This is a genomic window from Pseudomonas sp. SAR267 (genome assembly GCF_052077595.1).
Lineage (GTDB): Bacteria > Pseudomonadota > Gammaproteobacteria > Pseudomonadales > Pseudomonadaceae > Aquipseudomonas > Aquipseudomonas vlassakiae.
Genome location: NZ_JBQIHU010000001.1, coordinates 645,718 through 660,921 on the forward strand (window position 1 = coordinate 645,718; position 15,204 = coordinate 660,921).

The following is a 15,204-nucleotide window of genomic DNA, read 5'->3' on the forward strand; positions in this document are numbered from 1 at the left end:
CCCACAGGTACTGCACAGGCCTGGAAAATTGTGCGTCCCCGGTGGGAGCGGGCTTGCCCGCGAAGAAGCAAAACTGGGCGGTCAGGCATGCACCCAACGCCGATGCAGCCCGCGGGCCAAGGCATCGAGCATGAACCCCAGCACGCCGATCAGCAGTACCATTGCCATCAGTTCCGAGTAAGCCAGGCGGTCGCGGGTATCGAGAATGAAGTACCCAAGCCCCGCGCTCACCCCGAGCATCTCGCACGGCACCAGCACGATCCACAGGATGCCAATCGCCAGGCGCACCCCGGTCAGCACATGGCCGATAACCCCCGGCACGATCACCTTGCACAAGGTTTCCCAACGCGTGGCACTGAGGCTGCGGCTCAACTGCAGCCAGCGCGGGTCGAGCTGGCGCACGCCTGCGGCCGTGTTGAGCAGGATCGGCCAGAGTGCGGCGAAGGCCAGCAGGAAGTAGATCGGCTGGTCACCCACGCCCATCAGCATCACCACCACTGGCATCCACGACAAGGGCGAGATCATCCGCAGGAACTGGAACGCCGGTGTGGTCGCTGCTTCCAGGTGCCGGTAGCTACCCACCAGCAGCCCCAGCGGCACGCCGATCAGCAACGCCAGCAACAAGCCGACCAGAATGCGCTTGAGGCTGACCCAGACATGCCCGTAGACCTCGCCTTGGCCAAGCAACTCGACCAGGCTGGCCAGGGTCGCCTGGGGCGAGAAGCGTGCCGACAGGCCGTCAGCCTCGCCGAACAACTGAACACCCGCCCACCACAGCAGCAGCAACCCCAGCAGGCCCGCCAGCCCCAGGCCGGCAGCTACGACGTGCTTGCCCATCAGACCGCGAACTCCTCGCTACGCTGGAAGTTCTCGGCGATGCCGAACACCGACGGGCCACCGACTGCGGCAATGGCGTTGCGCACGAAGCGGTCGTCGACCAGGTCGCGAGCCGTCTGCACCGGGTCCAACCCGGCGAGGAAGCCGCTTTCGCCCTCGATCAGGGTGTGCTTCAAGCGCTTGACCAGTTCTTCCGTATAGCTGGGGTATGGGTAGGGCTGGAAGTCGATGCGCTTCTCGTACCATTGCTGATGCCGGATCGCACCACTGGCCACGTAGCCAGCGCGGTCTTCGGCGGCCGGCGCCAGCACCTTGGTCAGCACCGCCGGTTCATGCGGCGTGTACTTGTTGGGGCCCGCCTTGGACAGCAACGCCGCCGCTTCGGCGCGGTGGTCGCGGGCCCATTGCTGGGCCTTGACGATGGCGTTGACCACCTTCTGCGACCACTCCGGGCGGTTGTTCAGGTCGTGTTCATGCATGAACACCACGCAGCAGGCGTGGTTGCGCCAGACATCGCCGGTAAAGCGCTGCACGCGGCCGACCTTGAGGTTCTCGGCCAGGGCATTGAACGGTTCGGCGACGATGTAGCCGGCGATGCGCTTGCTGGCCAGGGCCGGCGGCATGTCCGAGGGCGGCAGCACCAGCAGGTTGACCTCATTGGCCGCCAGCGAGGCATTGGCAGGTTTCGACACCGGGGTCAGGCCGTTGTCGTTGAGCATCTGCTGCAACACCACATTGTGGATCGAGTACCAGAACGGGATGGCCACTGTCTTGCCGCCCAGTTGCTTCATGTCGCTGATGTCCGGCGCCACGGTCAGGCCCGAGCCGCCGACATGGTTCCAGGCCACCACCTTGGCCGGTACCTTGCTGCCGTAACGTGCCCACACGGTCATCGGCGAAAGCAGGTGGATGACGTTGACCTGGCCAGAGATGAAAGCCTCGATCACCTGCGCCCAGCTGCGCAGCAATACCGGGCGCTCGGCCTTGATGCCTTCAGCCTCGAACAGGCCGTTGTTGTGCGCCACCAGCAGCGGCGTGGCATCGGTGATCGGCAGGTAGCCGATGCGCACCGGCGCGTCGGGTTCGGCCGCAGCGCGAGCCTGCAAGCTGGAGAGCAGCGGTACGGCGCCGGCAGCGGTGAGCATGGCGCTGAGCTTGAGGAAATCACGACGCGAGGTGGAGGAACAGCAGTCATCCATGCACATGGGCAGGCTCCGAAGTCAACGAGGAAGGGGAAGGTTCAGCCGTGCGGCTCGCCCGCCGAAGGGTCTTGAGTATCTCGATTCGCAGCGCGCCCAGCTCCTCGACCCGCTGCGTGCGCGGTTGCGGCAGGCCGATGTGCCATTGGCCAAGGATGTGCGCCGGGTGGTCGCCCAGTAGCAGCACCCGGTCGGACAGCAACAAGGCTTCGTCGATGTCGTGGGTAATCAGCACCGCCGCCGTGTTGTGAGCGGCGATCAGTTGCAGCAGCAATTGCTGCATGTCGGCACGGGTCACTTCGTCGAGCGCGCCGAACGGCTCGTCGAGCAGCAGGACTTCGGGCTGGCGCGCCAGGCAACGGGCCAGAGCGGTGCGCTGGGCCATGCCGCCAGACAACTGCGCCGGATACTGGTTGCGCGCATGGGCCAGGCCCACCGCGCTGATGGCCTGGTCGATGCGCGCGCGGCGCTCGGCTGCCGGCAGCTTGGGCTGGCGGGCGAAATCCAGGCCGAAGGCGACGTTCTTTTCCAGGCTCAACCAGGGCAGCAGGCTCGGGTCCTGAAAGGCCACCGCCAGGCGCGGGTGCGGCCCCTGCAGCGGCTCGCCGTGCAGGGTCACTCGCCCGCTGCGCGGTTGCTGCAAACCGGCCAGCACCCGCAGCAGGCTGGACTTGCCGACGCCACTGGGGCCGAGGATGGTCACCACCTCGCCTGGCGCCAGTTGCAGGTCAAAGCGCGCCAGCACCTCCTGCCAACCACCCTCGCGCGGGTAGCCCAGGTTGATCGCGCAGGCTTGGAGTAGCGTTTGGCTCATGCGTTGGCGGCCTGGCGATGCAGCTCGGCGCGCAGTTGCACCAGGCTTGGGGTAACGATCGGCACGAACGCCGACTCGCGCCAGCGGCGGGCGAAGCCGGCCCCGAACTCATCCAGGTACGCCTTGCCGCCGCTGGCCTGCAGCTCCAGCTGCACGGCGTCGGCAGCACTTTCGGCGAGGGTGATGCGCAGCTTGAACAGCGCCGCCGGCTGGCCCTGGTAGCGCCCCTCGAGCAGACCTTGCTTGAGCTCGGCCACGGTGTTTTCCAGGCGTTCCTTGAGCACCTGGCGGTGTTCTTCGAGGAACGACAGGCGCCCATGCAGGTGTTCGTGGACTTCCTCCAGCGAGCGCCGCGCCAGGCCAATGGCCATGCCGCACTGCAGGGCAAGGAACGCCGGGCGCACCTTGGGCAGGAATTCGCGGGCGTTTTCGTGCAACAGCCAGTCGCGGCTCAACTGCACCTGATGAAACGCCAACGCGGCGGTGTTGCTCGATTGCAGGCCCATCAGTTCCAGGTCGTCAGAGCGCTCCAGGCCCTGGCTGGCGGAGGGAATGGCCATCACGAAAGGCGAGCCACCGGCGTCGTCCTCGATGGCCGCCGCCACGACGAAGCCGCTCTTGCGCAGGTTGGTCACCCAGTGCAGGCGGCCTTCCAGCGTCCAGCCCGCCGCCTCGCAGCGGCCACGCACCTGCAAGGCCTCGATGCCGGAAAGGAACTTCATGGCGTTGGACAACCCGGTGGCACCGGCCAGCTCGCCGGTCAGCAGGCTGGGTAGCAAGCGCTCGCGCAAACCCTGGTTGGGGCTTTGCAGCAGGTATTCGATAAACGCGCGCTGGCCCCAGCAAACGAAGGCTGCGGCCAGTGAGCGGCTGGCGATGGCGGCGATGGCTTCGACCGCATCGGTGACTGCGCCGCCGCTGCCGCCCAGTGCCGGGGCGACGCCAACGCGCAGCAGTTGCGATTCGGCAATATGCGCCAGCACGTGCTGCGGGTCGCATTGGCCCTGGTCGATTGCCTCGGCATTGGCATCCAGCCATTGACGAAATGCAGCATCAAGCATGTCCCTACTCCTTTTGAAATCACAGGCGCCACCCGCGCCAGGCGTCGATTACGCAGTTGGCTGCCAGCGGTACTTGCTCAGCTCGTCGTTGAGCGGCGTCTGGGCGAACACATTAGCAAAGTTGCACAGGGTTGCGAGACTCACGCCAAGAATCACTTCCAGGGCGTTGCCCTCGGTGAAACCGGCTGCGCGGAAGGCCTGGTAGGTGGCGTCGCTGACGTTGCCGCGGGTGGCAATGACTTCACGGGCGAATTCGGCCAGGGTCTCGTAGCGGGCATCCGGCAGTTCACCACGGGCGCGCAGGGCGTCGACCACTTCGGCGGGCAGCTTGGCCTTGTTCAGGGCCACGGCGGTATGGCCGGCGACGCAGAAGTCGCAACCGTGTTGGGTGGCGGCTATCAATTGCACCACTTCACGCTCGGCCAGGGACAATTCGGACTTGCCGTTCAGGGCCGAGACGGTGACATAGGTCTCCAGCGCTGCCGGGGCATTGGCCAGCACGCCGAGCAGGTTGGGAATGAAGCCGGAGTTCTTCTGGGCGCTCTCGAGGAATGGGCGGGCCGCTTCCGGAGCGCTCTGCAGAGTGTGTAGAGTAATGCGCGAGGTCATGGAGTGGTCTCCTGTCGTGTAGGTCGCTACAGTCTGTTGGTTATAAGAATTACCCTCCATATTCATCAGTCGCCTTTCCTTGCTCCTGAGTCTTTGCATTAGATGATTTCATCCAGCCATCTTGTCGATTGGTTATTAGAGGGCCTCGAACTCGATGCCAGCCTGTTTCATGTCGGCCGCTATTGCGGTGGCTGGCATGCCAGCACCCAAGGCATGGGCCGCGCCAGCTTTCACCTGGTGGTGCAGGGGCATTGCTGGTTGCACCTCGATGGCCGGAGCGAGGCTGTGCGCCTGGCCGCCGGCGATGCCGTGTTCCTGCTGCGCGACCTGGGCTATCGACTGTCCAGCGACCAGGACCCGATTACCGCCTGCGACCAGCCACGCCAGCAAATGCAGGCACTGGATGAGACGGCGAGCGACGGGGTGGGCCTGGTATGCGGGTTCTTCGACTTCCGCGCCGGGTTGTCGTCGCTGATCGTCGACGGGCTGGCCGACTGGATCGTGCTGCGTGCCGATGAACCGGCCGGGCATGCGGCGCGGGCATTGTTCGGGCTGATTCTGGAGGAGTGCCAGCGCTCGCCCTCGCAAACGATGCTGGAGCGCCTCACCCAGTTGCTGTTCCTGTATGTGCTGCGCCAGCAGGTGCATGGCGGGCAGGCGCTTGGCGGGCTGGTCGCCCTCGCCCGTCAGCCGGCCTTCGCCGGGTTGCTGGAGCAATTGATCGAACAGCCTGGCCAGGCCTGGACACTGGAGAACATGGCGGCCTGCACCGGATTGTCGCGCTCGGCGTTCTTCAAGCGCTTCGTGGAGGTGGCCGGGCAGTCGCCGGGGCAGGTGCTGCTGGCGCTGCGCATGCGCCATGCCTGCCGGTTGCTGCAGGCGGGCAATACCGTGGAACAGGTGGGGGCGCAGGTGGGGTATCAGTCGGTGGCGGCGTTTACCCGGGCGTTTGCCAAGACCGTGGGTGTGCAACCGGGGGCATATCGACGCCAGCACGAGCAGCGCTGACCGGCTGAAAGGGGGCGCAAAGCGCCCCCTGGCTGTCAGCGAGAACGTTATTTCAGGTCGAAGCGATCGAGTTCCATCACTTTTACCCAGGCCGCCACGAAGTCCTTGACGAACTTGTCATTGCCATCGCTGCTGCCATACACCTCGCTCAGCGCCCGCAACTGCGCGTGCGAGCCGAACACCAGGTCGACCCGGCTGCCCGTCCACTTCACCTGCCCGGTCTTGCGATCACGGCCCTCGAAGCGGTCGTTGTCCGCCGAAGTCGGCTTCCATTCCACGCCCATGTCCAGCAGGTTGCGGAAGAAGTCGTTGCTCAGGGTGCCAGGCTTGTCGGTGAACACACCGTCCTTGCTGCCGCCATGGTTGGCACCCAGCACGCGCAGGCCACCGATCAGCACGGTCAGTTCAGGCGCGGTCAGGGTCAGCAACTGGGCCTTGTCCAGCAACAGCTTCTCGGCCTTGACGCTGTAGCGGGCCTTGCTGAAGTTGCGGAATCCATCAGCCAGCGGCTCAAGCACGGCAAACGACTCGACGTCGGTCTGCGCCTGCGAGGCATCGACACGGCCCGGCCGGAAGCCAACGCTGACATCGTGCCCGGCATCCTTGGCCGCCTTTTCCACGGCGGCAGAACCGGCGAGGACGATCAGGTCGGCCAGGGAGATTTTCTTGCCTGCGGCATTGAAGTCACTCTGGATCTTCTCCAGCGCCGCCAGCACCGTGCCGGTGCCTTGGTTGGCCACCCAGTCCTTCTGCGGTGCCAGGCGCAGGCGGCCGCCGTTGGCCCCCCCGCGCTTGTCCGAGCCACGGAAGGTCGAGGCTGCCGCCCAGGCGGTGGACACCAGTTCGGCGACGCTCAGGCCCGACGCAAGAATCCTGGCCTTGAGCCCGGCGATGTCCTGTTCGTCCACCAGCGGGTGGTCGGCTTTGGGCAGCGGGTCTTGCCACAGCAGCTCTTCGTTGGGCATCTCCGGGCCCAGGTAGCGCGCCAGCGGGCCCATGTCACGGTGGATCAGCTTGTACCAGGCACGGGCGAAGGCATCGGCCAGCTGGTCGGGGTTATCCTTGAAGCGCTTGGCGATCGGCCCGTAGATCGGGTCGAAGCGCAGCGCCAGGTCAGAGGTGAGCATGGACGGTGCATGCTTCTTGCCCGGATCGTGGGCATCCGGCACGGTGCCTGCGCCTTTGCCATCCTTCGGTCGCCACTGGTGCGCACCGGCCGGGCTCTTGGTCAGTTCCCACTCGAAGTTGAACAGGTTGTTGAGGTACTCGTTGCTCCAACGAGTCGGCGTCGACGTCCAGGTCACCTCCAAGCCGCTGGTAATGGTATCCCCGCCTTTGCCAGTGCCAAAACTGTTGGCCCAGCCGAGGCCCTGCAGTTCGAGGCTCGCCGCTTCCGGTTCAGGGCCTACATTGTCGGCCGGGCCGGCACCGTGGGTCTTGCCGAAGGCATGGCCGCCCGCGATCAGCGCCACGGTTTCTTCGTCATTCATCGCCATCCGGCCGAACGTTTCGCGAATATCCCGACCTGATGCGACGGGGTCCGGGTTGCCTTCCGGGCCTTCCGGGTTGACGTAGATCAACCCCATCTGCACCGCCGCCAGCGGGTTTTCCAGGTTGCGTTCGCCGCTGAGGTCACGGCTCTGTTCCTCGGGATGTTTCTGTGGCTCCGCGACCAGGTCACCCTGGCCTGGCGGTTGCGCCTTGACCTGCTCCTTGCCGTAACGGGTGTCACCACCGAGCCAGACCTTTTCCGAACCCCAGTACACGTCTTCGTCCGGCTCCCACACATCGGCGCGGCCGCCAGAGAAGCCAAAGGTCTTGAAGCCCATGGATTCCAGGGCGACGTTACCCGTGAGCACGATCAGGTCGGCCCAGGAGATCTTGTTGCCATACTTCTGCTTGATCGGCCACAGCAGGCGCCGGGCCTTGTCCAGGCTGACGTTGTCCGGCCAGCTGTTGAGCGGCGCGAAACGCTGCTGACCGGAGCCGGCACCGCCACGGCCATCGCCGATGCGGTAGGTACCAGCGCTGTGCCAGGCCATGCGAATGAACAGCGGGCCGTAGTGGCCGAAGTCGGCTGGCCACCAGTCCTGTGAGTCGGTCATCAAGGCGGTCAGGTCTTTTTTCAGGGCCTGGAAATCGAGGCTCTTGAACGCCTTGGCATAATCGAAATCCGGGTCAGGGTTGGATTTCGACGAGTGTTGATGGAGGATCCTGAGGTTGAGCTGGTCAGGCCACCAGTCACGGTTGGTGGTGCCGCCACCTGCGGTTTGATGGAACGGGCATTTCGATTCGTTCGACATCTGCTGTTACCTTTGGGTCGGTTATCCAGATTTCCGGTCTCTGCCAGGTGTTCTTTCAGCCGAGCACGTGGGCTCGTGCCTACCCCTCGTCAGGTCTGGTCGGTGATGTGCCGACACGGGGCTGGCGAAGCTCCCACGTCACGTGCGGCGCGGTCTTGCACGCACGTGCTGCCACGCCGCGCACAGGTGGATTTCGCGGGGCCAGGGGAAAGACTAGCCGAGCTTGGGCAGACTTCTAATAGAGTGGCTCTTAAGGGCTGATAGCCCCGGCACATCCATACAAGGCACAACGCTCAGCGTCGTGCTTCAATACACCGCCAACCCATCCAGCCCGGTGAGCCAAGCCCCATGAACCGCAACGACCTGCGCCGCGTCGACATGAACCTGCTGGTGCTTTTCGAAGCCCTGATGATCGAACGCAACCTGACCCGCGTCGGCGAAAAGCTGTTCATCACCCAGTCCACCGTCAGCGCCGCCCTTGCCCGCCTGCGCGAGCTGTTCGACGACCCGCTGCTGATCCGCAGCGGCCGGGCCATGGAGCCCACCCCGCGGGCCATGCAGATCTTCGCCGAACTGGGCCCGGCCATGGACGTGATTTCGTCTGCGATCAGCCGCGCCCGTGACTTCGACCCGGCCAGCAGTTGCAACCAGTTCCGCCTGGGCCTGTCGGACGATGCCGAGTTCGGCCTGTTCCCGGCCTTGCTGCAAGCCCTGCGCGAGGAAGCGCCTGACATCAGCGTGGTGGTGCGCCGGGCCAATTTCCTGCTGATGCCAGGCCTGCTGGCCAGCGGTGAGATCTCTGTGGGGGTAAGCTACACCACCGACCTGCCCGCCACCGCCAAACGCCGCAAGCTGCGCGATATCGGCGTGCGTGTGCTGCGCGCCGACGACCGCCCCGGCCCGCTGACCCTCGACGAGTACTGTGCGCGGCCCCATGTGATGGTGTCGTTCTCCGGTGACATGAGCGGCAACATCGACCTCGACCTTGCACGCATCGGCCGCTGCCGCAAGGTGGTCCTGGCCGTGCCGCAGTTCGGCAGCCTGCGTGCACTGCTGCGCAATACCGAAATGATCGCCACCGTGCCCGACTATGCCGCCTGCGCCCTGGCAGACGATGGCAGCCTGCGTGCCGATCCCGCGCCCTTCGAGATCACCGAGGCCGAGCTGTCGATGGTGTGGAGCGGCGCCCACGACAACGACCCGGCCGAGCGCTGGCTGCGCGAACGCATTTTGCAGTACATGGCCCGCCCGAGCTGATTCATCGACCCCATCGATAGCCACCATGAATGCCATCGAGTTCCGCCGCAGCCGCGACGGGCGGAAGATGGCGGCATTCACTGATCGATGAGGCTCTAACCATGAAAACCGGCATGCTCGCTGCCCTGCTCGCCCTGTTCGCTGCCCTTGGCGGTTGTGCCGCGCCGGCCGGCCAGCAGGCTGCCCAGCCCTGCGGGCACTTCTACTCGGCCACGGCCATTTCCAGCGTCGCCCTGGCCCCGGGGCAGCATGTGGCCGTGCTGCTCGGGCGTAATGCCGACAGCACCCTCAGCTACCTGCAGCAGCACCGTGACGATGCGGTGGCCAGGTCGCAGCCGCGCAGCATTCCGGTAGCCACCTTGCGCGGGGGCAGCCAGGCCTACGACTGGCTGGCGCATTCGCTGGCCCAGCAGTTCGCCGAAGTGACCTTCTACGAAGACCTGGACAGCCTGCTTGCCGACCACCCGGACGTGATCGTGCTGCTGGACAGCGAAAGCCGCCTGGCCACGGCAGACGTCGAGAGCCGGGTGGTGGCGCGGTTCTTCGACAGCCAGCTGACCTACATTGGCCGCGCCGAAGGGCGTGCGCACAAGGATGTCAGCAACGTAGCGCGGATGCTGGAAGATGAGCAGGCCGCCAAGGCCGATGCCCTGCGCGACTTCGATGCTTCGCTGCAGCGCTTGCTGGGCAGCAAGGTGTGAGCCACGACGACGCTCCGGCAGAACTCAGGGAACTCCTGACCCTCGCCCGCTCTCTTAAGCAGTGAGTGGTTTATTTCCTTGTGCTTCACGTTACTGGAGAACACAACATGCGCCACCTACTCCTCGCCCCTGCGCTGCTGCTCCTGCTGCCTGCCGGTGCTGCCCTGGCCCGCGTCGATGCGGGCGACGTCGCCACCTCGGCCGGTGTTTCCGCCTCGCTGTATTCGACCTTCAAGGACGATAAACGCATCATCCCCGCACAGGACGAGCTGTCGGCCTTCGTCGCCAGCGGCGGGACCATTCGTGGCGCCTATGTGGAATCGGCGCTGGAACAGGCTCGCAAGGACCATCCTGGCTTGCAGGCCAGTGACGAAGAGCTGGCAAAGGCAATCCTCTCGCAGGATGATCCGGTCGCCCATCATTGAACTTTTGCCACGCAGACTCCACCGGCTCGAACAGCGGTGGAGTTGATGTGCGTACTGGTTTACCCGAGCGACATCGAGCTTAGTGGCTAGGCTCAAGGACTCACTACAACAAGGAAGCCCCCATGCCGTTGCCCCGCCCTCCCCACGCCATCGCCTTGGCGCTGCTGATCGCCTGGACCCAGGCACCTGCCGCTGAACCCGCCCCCAACGAGCTGCTCAAGCAGGCCGAGAACGAACAACCGGCGTACCTGCAAACCCTCAAGAGCCTGGTCTCGGTAGACACCGGCACCGGTACCGAAGCGGGCCTGACGCAAGTCAGTGCCGAGCTGGTGAAGCGCCTCAAGGCACTGGGCGCCGAGGTGCAGACTCACCCTGCCAAGCCGTCGGTCGGCGACAATATTGTCGGCACCTTCAAAGGTAGTGGCAGCAAGGACTTCCTGCTGATGGTGCACTACGACACCGTGTTCGTCCCCGGCACCGTTGCCAAACGCCCGTTCCGGGTCGATGGCCAGCGCGCATACGGCCCGGGCGTCGCCGATGCCAAGGGGGGTGTGGCGATGATCCTGCACGCGCTGAAGTTGCTGAACGATCAGCAGTTCAAGGGCTACCGCACGCTCACCGTGCTGTTCAACCCGGACGAAGAAATGGGCTCTGCCGGGTCGAAGCAGATCATAGCCGAACTGGCCCGCAAGCATGACTACGTGTTCTCTTACGAGCCACCGGACAAGGATGCAGTGACTGTCGCCACCAACGGCATCAACCGCCTCAAGCTTGAAGTCAAAGGCCGTGCATCACATGCAGGCTCTGCGCCCGAAGAGGGCCGCAACGCGCTCACCGAACTGGCCCACCAGTTACTCCAGCTCAAGGACCTGGGCGATGCGAGCAAAGGCACCACGGTGAACTGGACGTTGGCCAAGGCCGGCGAAAAGGCCAATATCATTCCGGCCCTGGCCACCGCCGAAGCGGACATGCGCTATTCGGACCTGGGCGAGACTGAGCGGGTACAGGCCGACGCCCAACGCATCGTGCAGAAGCAGCTGGTGGCCGATACCCAGGCCAGTGTCGTGGTCGAAAAAGGGCGACCGCCGTTGGCGCGTAACCCGGCTTCGACCCGATTGGCCGAGACAGCCCAGAAGCTGTACGAAGAAGCTGGCTACAAGGTCGAGCCGATTGCCATGCGCTTCGGCACCGACGCCGGGTATGCCTACGTGCCCGGCAGCGAAAAACCGGCGGTGCTGGAAACGCTGGGGGTGGTCGGGGCCGGGTTGCATGGGGACGATGAATACATCGAACTGGGCAGCATCGCGCCGCGCCTTTACCTCACCGTGGCGATGATCAGGCATCTAGCCAAGTGATCTATCGCCTGCGCCGGCCTCTTCGCGGGTAAACCCGCTCCCACAGGGCAACACATGAAAATGTGTGTTCTCTGTGGGAGCGGGCGTGCCCGCGAAGAGGCCAGTACAGGCAAAACTCAGCCCCAACCATCCATGCGCATCGTCGCCCTGACCAGGCGTTGCTCTTCCTGCTCGATCTCCCGCAAGCTGTCGCGAATCCCGTTGATATGTTCGCGCGCTGCCCGCTGCGCCTGCTCGGGCAATTGCTCCATCACCGCGTGATACAAGCGCGCATGCTGGCGGTCGATCTGGCGCTTTTGCGCAGGGCGGCAATACAGGTTGTTGACCGAGGCGAACACCGTACTCAAGGTCAGGTCGCTCAATGACTGCAAGGTATGCACCAGCACCGGATTGTGTGACGCCTCGCTGATCGCCCGATGGAAGGCATGGTCACGCCGGGCATGTTCGCGTGGGTCGAGCACTTCGGCAGCCGCATGGGCATCGAGCATGTCTTCATAGCGCCTGCGGATCAGCAGGCGGTCGACATCGGTGGCGCGCAACGCCGCCAGGCGTGCCGATTCCGCCTCCAGCAAGGCGCGCACTTCCAGCAAGTCGAACAGCGTGCGCGGCTGTGAGCTGAACAGGTGCATCAACGGTGTGGTCCCCGCCTGCCCGGCCAGGTCGGCAACGAACGAACCGCGCCCCTGCTCGGTGTCGATGATGCCGCGCCCACGCAAGATGCGCAGGCCCTCACGCAATGCCGACCGCGAGCAACCGAGCTTTTCCACCAGCCGCCGTTCCGATGGCAAGGCCTGGCCGACCTTGAGCACACCTTCGACGATCAGCCGCTCCACTCGCTCGGCCACCTGGTCTGCGACCTTGGCCTTGCCTTCAATCCCCATTAGCACACTCCAACTGGTAGGACCACTGCCCTGCGCCGACACCAATCTAGCCGGTCGAAGCCATGGATAACCAGCCCCCAACGGAAAAACTGGTAGGACCAGTGCCCTATGCCCTCGACCGCTCCCGGCCAAACGCGCAGGCTGCAAAGCGTCCGGTTTGCCCACAACAACAAAAATTGCCGCTGAGTGAGCCTCATGAACATCCTCTACGACGAACGTGTCGACGGCGCGCTGCCCGCCGTGGATCAGTCCGCGCTGTTACAGGCGTTGCGCGATGCACTCCCCGACCTGGAGATCCTGCATCGGGCGGAAGATCTCAAACCGTATGAATGCGACGGCCTCTCGGCCTACCGCTCTGTGCCGCTACTGGTGGTGCTGCCCGAACGCCTGGAACAGGTGCAGACGTTGCTCAGGCTCTGCCACCTGCGTGGCGTGCCGGTGGTGGCGCGCGGCGCCGGGACCGGCCTGTCGGGCGGTGCCCTGCCACTGGCCAAGGGCATCCTGCTGGTGATGGCACGCTTCAACCGCATTCTCGAAGTCAACCCGCAAGGGCGTTTCGCCCGGGTGCAGCCCGGTGTACGCAACCTGGCCATTTCCCAGGCGGCCGCGCCCCATGGCCTGTACTACGCACCCGACCCTTCTTCGCAAATCGCCTGCTCGATCGGCGGCAACGTCGCCGAAAACGCCGGTGGCGTGCACTGCCTGAAGTACGGACTGACCGTGCACAACCTGCTCAAGGTCGAAATCCTCACCGTCGAGGGCGAACGCCTGACCTTGGGCAGCGACGCCCTCGACAGCCCGGGCTTCGACCTGCTGGCGCTGTTCACCGGCTCCGAGGGCATGCTCGGCATCGTTACCGAAGTGACCGTCAAACTGCTGCCCAAACCCCAGGTGGCGCGAGTTCTGCTGGCCAGCTTCGATAGCGTCGAGGACGCCGGCCGCGCCGTGGCCGAGATCATCGCCGCCGGCATCATCCCCGGTGGCCTGGAGATGATGGACAACCTGGCGATCCGCGCCGCGGAGGATTTCATCCACGCCGGCTACCCGGTGGACGCGGCCGCCATCCTCTTGTGCGAGCTGGATGGTGTCGAAGCCGACGTCCAGGATGACTGCGCGCGGGTGGCCGACGTGCTCAAGCAAGCCGGTGCCCGTGAAGTGCGCCTGGCCTGCGACGAAGCCGAGCGTGTGCGCTTCTGGGCCGGGCGCAAGAATGCCTTCCCGGCGGTGGGGCGGATTTCCCCGGACTACTACTGCATGGACGGCACCATCCCGCGGCGCGAGCTGCCACGGGTGCTCAAGGGCATCAGTGAACTGAGCGAGGAATATGGCCTGCGCGTGGCCAACGTGTTCCATGCCGGCGATGGCAACATGCACCCGTTGATCCTGTTCGATGCCAACCTGCCTGGCGAGCTGGAACGCGCCGAGGCCATCGGCGGGCGGATCCTCGAATTGTGCGTGGCGGTGGGCGGCAGCATCACCGGCGAGCACGGCGTAGGCCGCGAGAAGATCAACCAGATGTGCGCGCAGTTCAACAGCGACGAAATCACCCTGTTCCATGCCGTCAAGGCGGCATTCGACCCGCAAGGGCTGCTCAACCCGGGCAAGAACATCCCCACCCTGCACCGCTGCGCCGAGTTCGGTGCGCTGCACGTGCACCACGGGCAATTGCCCTTCCCCGAACTGGAGCGCTTCTGATGAGCATGGACCGCGACATGAGCCCGGACCTGCTCGAACAGGTCAACCAGGCCCTCAACCGGGGCACGCCGCTGCGCATCCAGGGTGGCAACAGCAAGGCCATGCTCGGCCGCCCGGTGGCCGGCGAAATCCTCGATACCCGCAACCACCGGGGCATCGTCAGCTACGACCCGACCGAGCTGGTGCTCACCGCCCGGGCTGGCACGCCGTTGCTGGAGATCGAGGCGGCGCTGCACGAGGCCGGGCAAATGCTGCCCTGCGAACCGCCGCACCTGGGCGCCGAGGCGACCCTGGGCGGCATGGTCGCGGCCGGGTTGTCCGGCCCGCGCCGGCCATGGGCCGGGTCGGTACGTGACTACGTACTCGGCACGCGGGTCATCACCGGCCACGGCAAGCTGCTGCGTTTTGGTGGCGAAGTGATGAAGAACGTTGCCGGCTATGACGTCTCGCGGCTGATGGCCGGCAGCTTTGGCTGCCTCGGGGTGTTGACCGAGGTGTCGCTGAAGGTACTGCCACGCCCACGCGAATGCCTCAGCCTGCGCCTGCCGATGGACCGCCACCAGGCCTTGGCCGAACTGGCCGAATGGGGCCAGCAGCCGCTGCCGATAAGCGCCGCCTGCCACGATGGCGAAGCACTGCACCTGCGCCTGGAAGGGGGTGAAGGCTCGGTCCAGTCGGCCCGCCAGCGCCTGGGCGGCGAAGTGCTGGACAGCCGTTTCTGGAGTGACCTGCGCGAACAGCGCCTGGCCTTCTTCTGCGACCCGGCGCCGCTATGGCGGCTGTCGGTCCCGACCGCCAGCGGCGAACTCGACTTGCCGGGGCAGCAACTCATCGACTGGGGCGGCGCGCAACGCTGGCTGAAGTCGACGGCACCGGTGCAGTTGATCCGCGAACAAGCGGGCAGGGCCGGCGGCCACGCCACCCTCTATGCCCCCGGCGACGACAGCAGCGCGCCGCTGCCAGCGGCGCTGATGCGCTACCACCTCGCGCTCAAGCAACAACTCGATCCCCAGGGCGTATTCAACCCTGGCCGCCTGTACCCGGACCTGTGAGGCTACG

14 protein-coding genes are annotated in these 15,204 nt (G+C 65.4%); 7 read left to right on the plus strand and 7 right to left on the minus strand.

The window, feature by feature from the left end:
• Positions 1-81: 81 nt before the first annotated feature.
• Genes ACTORR_RS03410 through ACTORR_RS03430 form a run of 5 tightly spaced genes read right to left on the minus strand, consistent with a single transcriptional unit; the run spans position 82 to position 4,520 of the window.
• The gene (locus ACTORR_RS03410; protein WP_099813476.1) at positions 82-837 is read right to left on the minus strand and encodes an ABC transporter permease; all 756 of its coding nucleotides are present in this window, start codon (positions 835-837) and stop codon (positions 82-84) included.
• Complete coding sequence (locus ACTORR_RS03415; RefSeq protein ID WP_313364394.1) at positions 837-2,042, minus strand: ABC transporter substrate-binding protein; 1,206 nt, start codon at positions 2,040-2,042, stop codon at positions 837-839. Before ACTORR_RS03415 ends, ACTORR_RS03410 begins: the two co-directional genes overlap by 1 nt.
• The gene (locus ACTORR_RS03420) at positions 2,029-2,850 is read right to left on the minus strand and encodes an ABC transporter ATP-binding protein (protein ID WP_054887181.1); all 822 of its coding nucleotides are present in this window, start codon (positions 2,848-2,850) and stop codon (positions 2,029-2,031) included. The genes ACTORR_RS03415 and ACTORR_RS03420 overlap by 14 nt, the downstream gene beginning before the upstream one ends.
• Entirely contained in the window at positions 2,847-3,911 is a 1,065-nt protein-coding gene (locus ACTORR_RS03425; protein ID WP_099813474.1) for an acyl-CoA dehydrogenase family protein, read from the minus strand. The genes ACTORR_RS03420 and ACTORR_RS03425 overlap by 4 nt, the downstream gene beginning before the upstream one ends.
• 48 nt (positions 3,912-3,959) lie before the next feature.
• A complete protein-coding gene (locus tag ACTORR_RS03430) occupies positions 3,960-4,520 on the minus strand; it encodes a carboxymuconolactone decarboxylase family protein (RefSeq protein WP_313364395.1) in 561 nt (186 codons plus the stop codon).
• Between the two features lie 102 nt (positions 4,521-4,622).
• Between ACTORR_RS03430 and ACTORR_RS03435 the strand changes: the two genes are divergently transcribed.
• Positions 4,623-5,528: an AraC family transcriptional regulator gene (locus ACTORR_RS03435; protein WP_441343542.1), complete on the plus strand. Its 906-nt coding sequence runs from the start codon at positions 4,623-4,625 to the stop codon at positions 5,526-5,528.
• A gap of 47 nt (positions 5,529-5,575) precedes the next feature.
• On the opposite strand, the gene katG is transcribed toward ACTORR_RS03435, so the two are convergent.
• The gene (gene katG / locus ACTORR_RS03440; protein ID WP_313364397.1) at positions 5,576-7,831 is read right to left on the minus strand and encodes a catalase/peroxidase HPI; all 2,256 of its coding nucleotides are present in this window, start codon (positions 7,829-7,831) and stop codon (positions 5,576-5,578) included.
• Positions 7,832-8,179: 348 nt separating this feature from the next.
• On the opposite strand from katG, the gene ACTORR_RS03445 reads away from it, so the two are divergent.
• From ACTORR_RS03445 to ACTORR_RS03460, 4 genes are all read left to right on the plus strand, one after another.
• The gene (locus ACTORR_RS03445) at positions 8,180-9,088 is read left to right on the plus strand and encodes a LysR family transcriptional regulator (RefSeq protein ID WP_054887186.1); all 909 of its coding nucleotides are present in this window, start codon (positions 8,180-8,182) and stop codon (positions 9,086-9,088) included.
• A 101-nt stretch (positions 9,089-9,189) separates the two neighbouring features.
• Positions 9,190-9,789, plus strand: a complete 600-nt coding sequence (locus ACTORR_RS03450; RefSeq protein WP_054887187.1) for a hypothetical protein — start codon at positions 9,190-9,192, stop codon at positions 9,787-9,789.
• 107 nt (positions 9,790-9,896) lie between these two features.
• Positions 9,897-10,214, plus strand: a complete 318-nt coding sequence (locus ACTORR_RS03455) for a DUF2388 domain-containing protein (protein ID WP_054887188.1) — start codon at positions 9,897-9,899, stop codon at positions 10,212-10,214.
• 122 nt (positions 10,215-10,336) lie between these two features.
• Positions 10,337-11,569 (plus strand): M20/M25/M40 family metallo-hydrolase, encoded by a 1,233-nt coding sequence (locus tag ACTORR_RS03460; protein ID WP_313364398.1) that lies wholly within the window; start codon positions 10,337-10,339, stop codon positions 11,567-11,569.
• Between the two features lie 116 nt (positions 11,570-11,685).
• On the opposite strand, the gene glcC is transcribed toward ACTORR_RS03460, so the two are convergent.
• A complete protein-coding gene (gene glcC / locus ACTORR_RS03465) occupies positions 11,686-12,450 on the minus strand; it encodes a transcriptional regulator GlcC (protein WP_441343543.1) in 765 nt (254 codons plus the stop codon).
• Positions 12,451-12,645: 195 nt separating this feature from the next.
• On the opposite strand from glcC, the gene glcD reads away from it, so the two are divergent.
• Positions 12,646-14,145 (plus strand): glycolate oxidase subunit GlcD, encoded by a 1,500-nt coding sequence (gene glcD / locus ACTORR_RS03470; protein WP_441343544.1) that lies wholly within the window; start codon positions 12,646-12,648, stop codon positions 14,143-14,145.
• Entirely contained in the window at positions 14,145-15,197 is a 1,053-nt protein-coding gene (gene glcE, locus ACTORR_RS03475; protein ID WP_313364401.1) for a glycolate oxidase subunit GlcE, read from the plus strand. The genes glcD and glcE overlap by 1 nt, the downstream gene beginning before the upstream one ends.
• Positions 15,198-15,204: the final 7 nt, after the last annotated feature.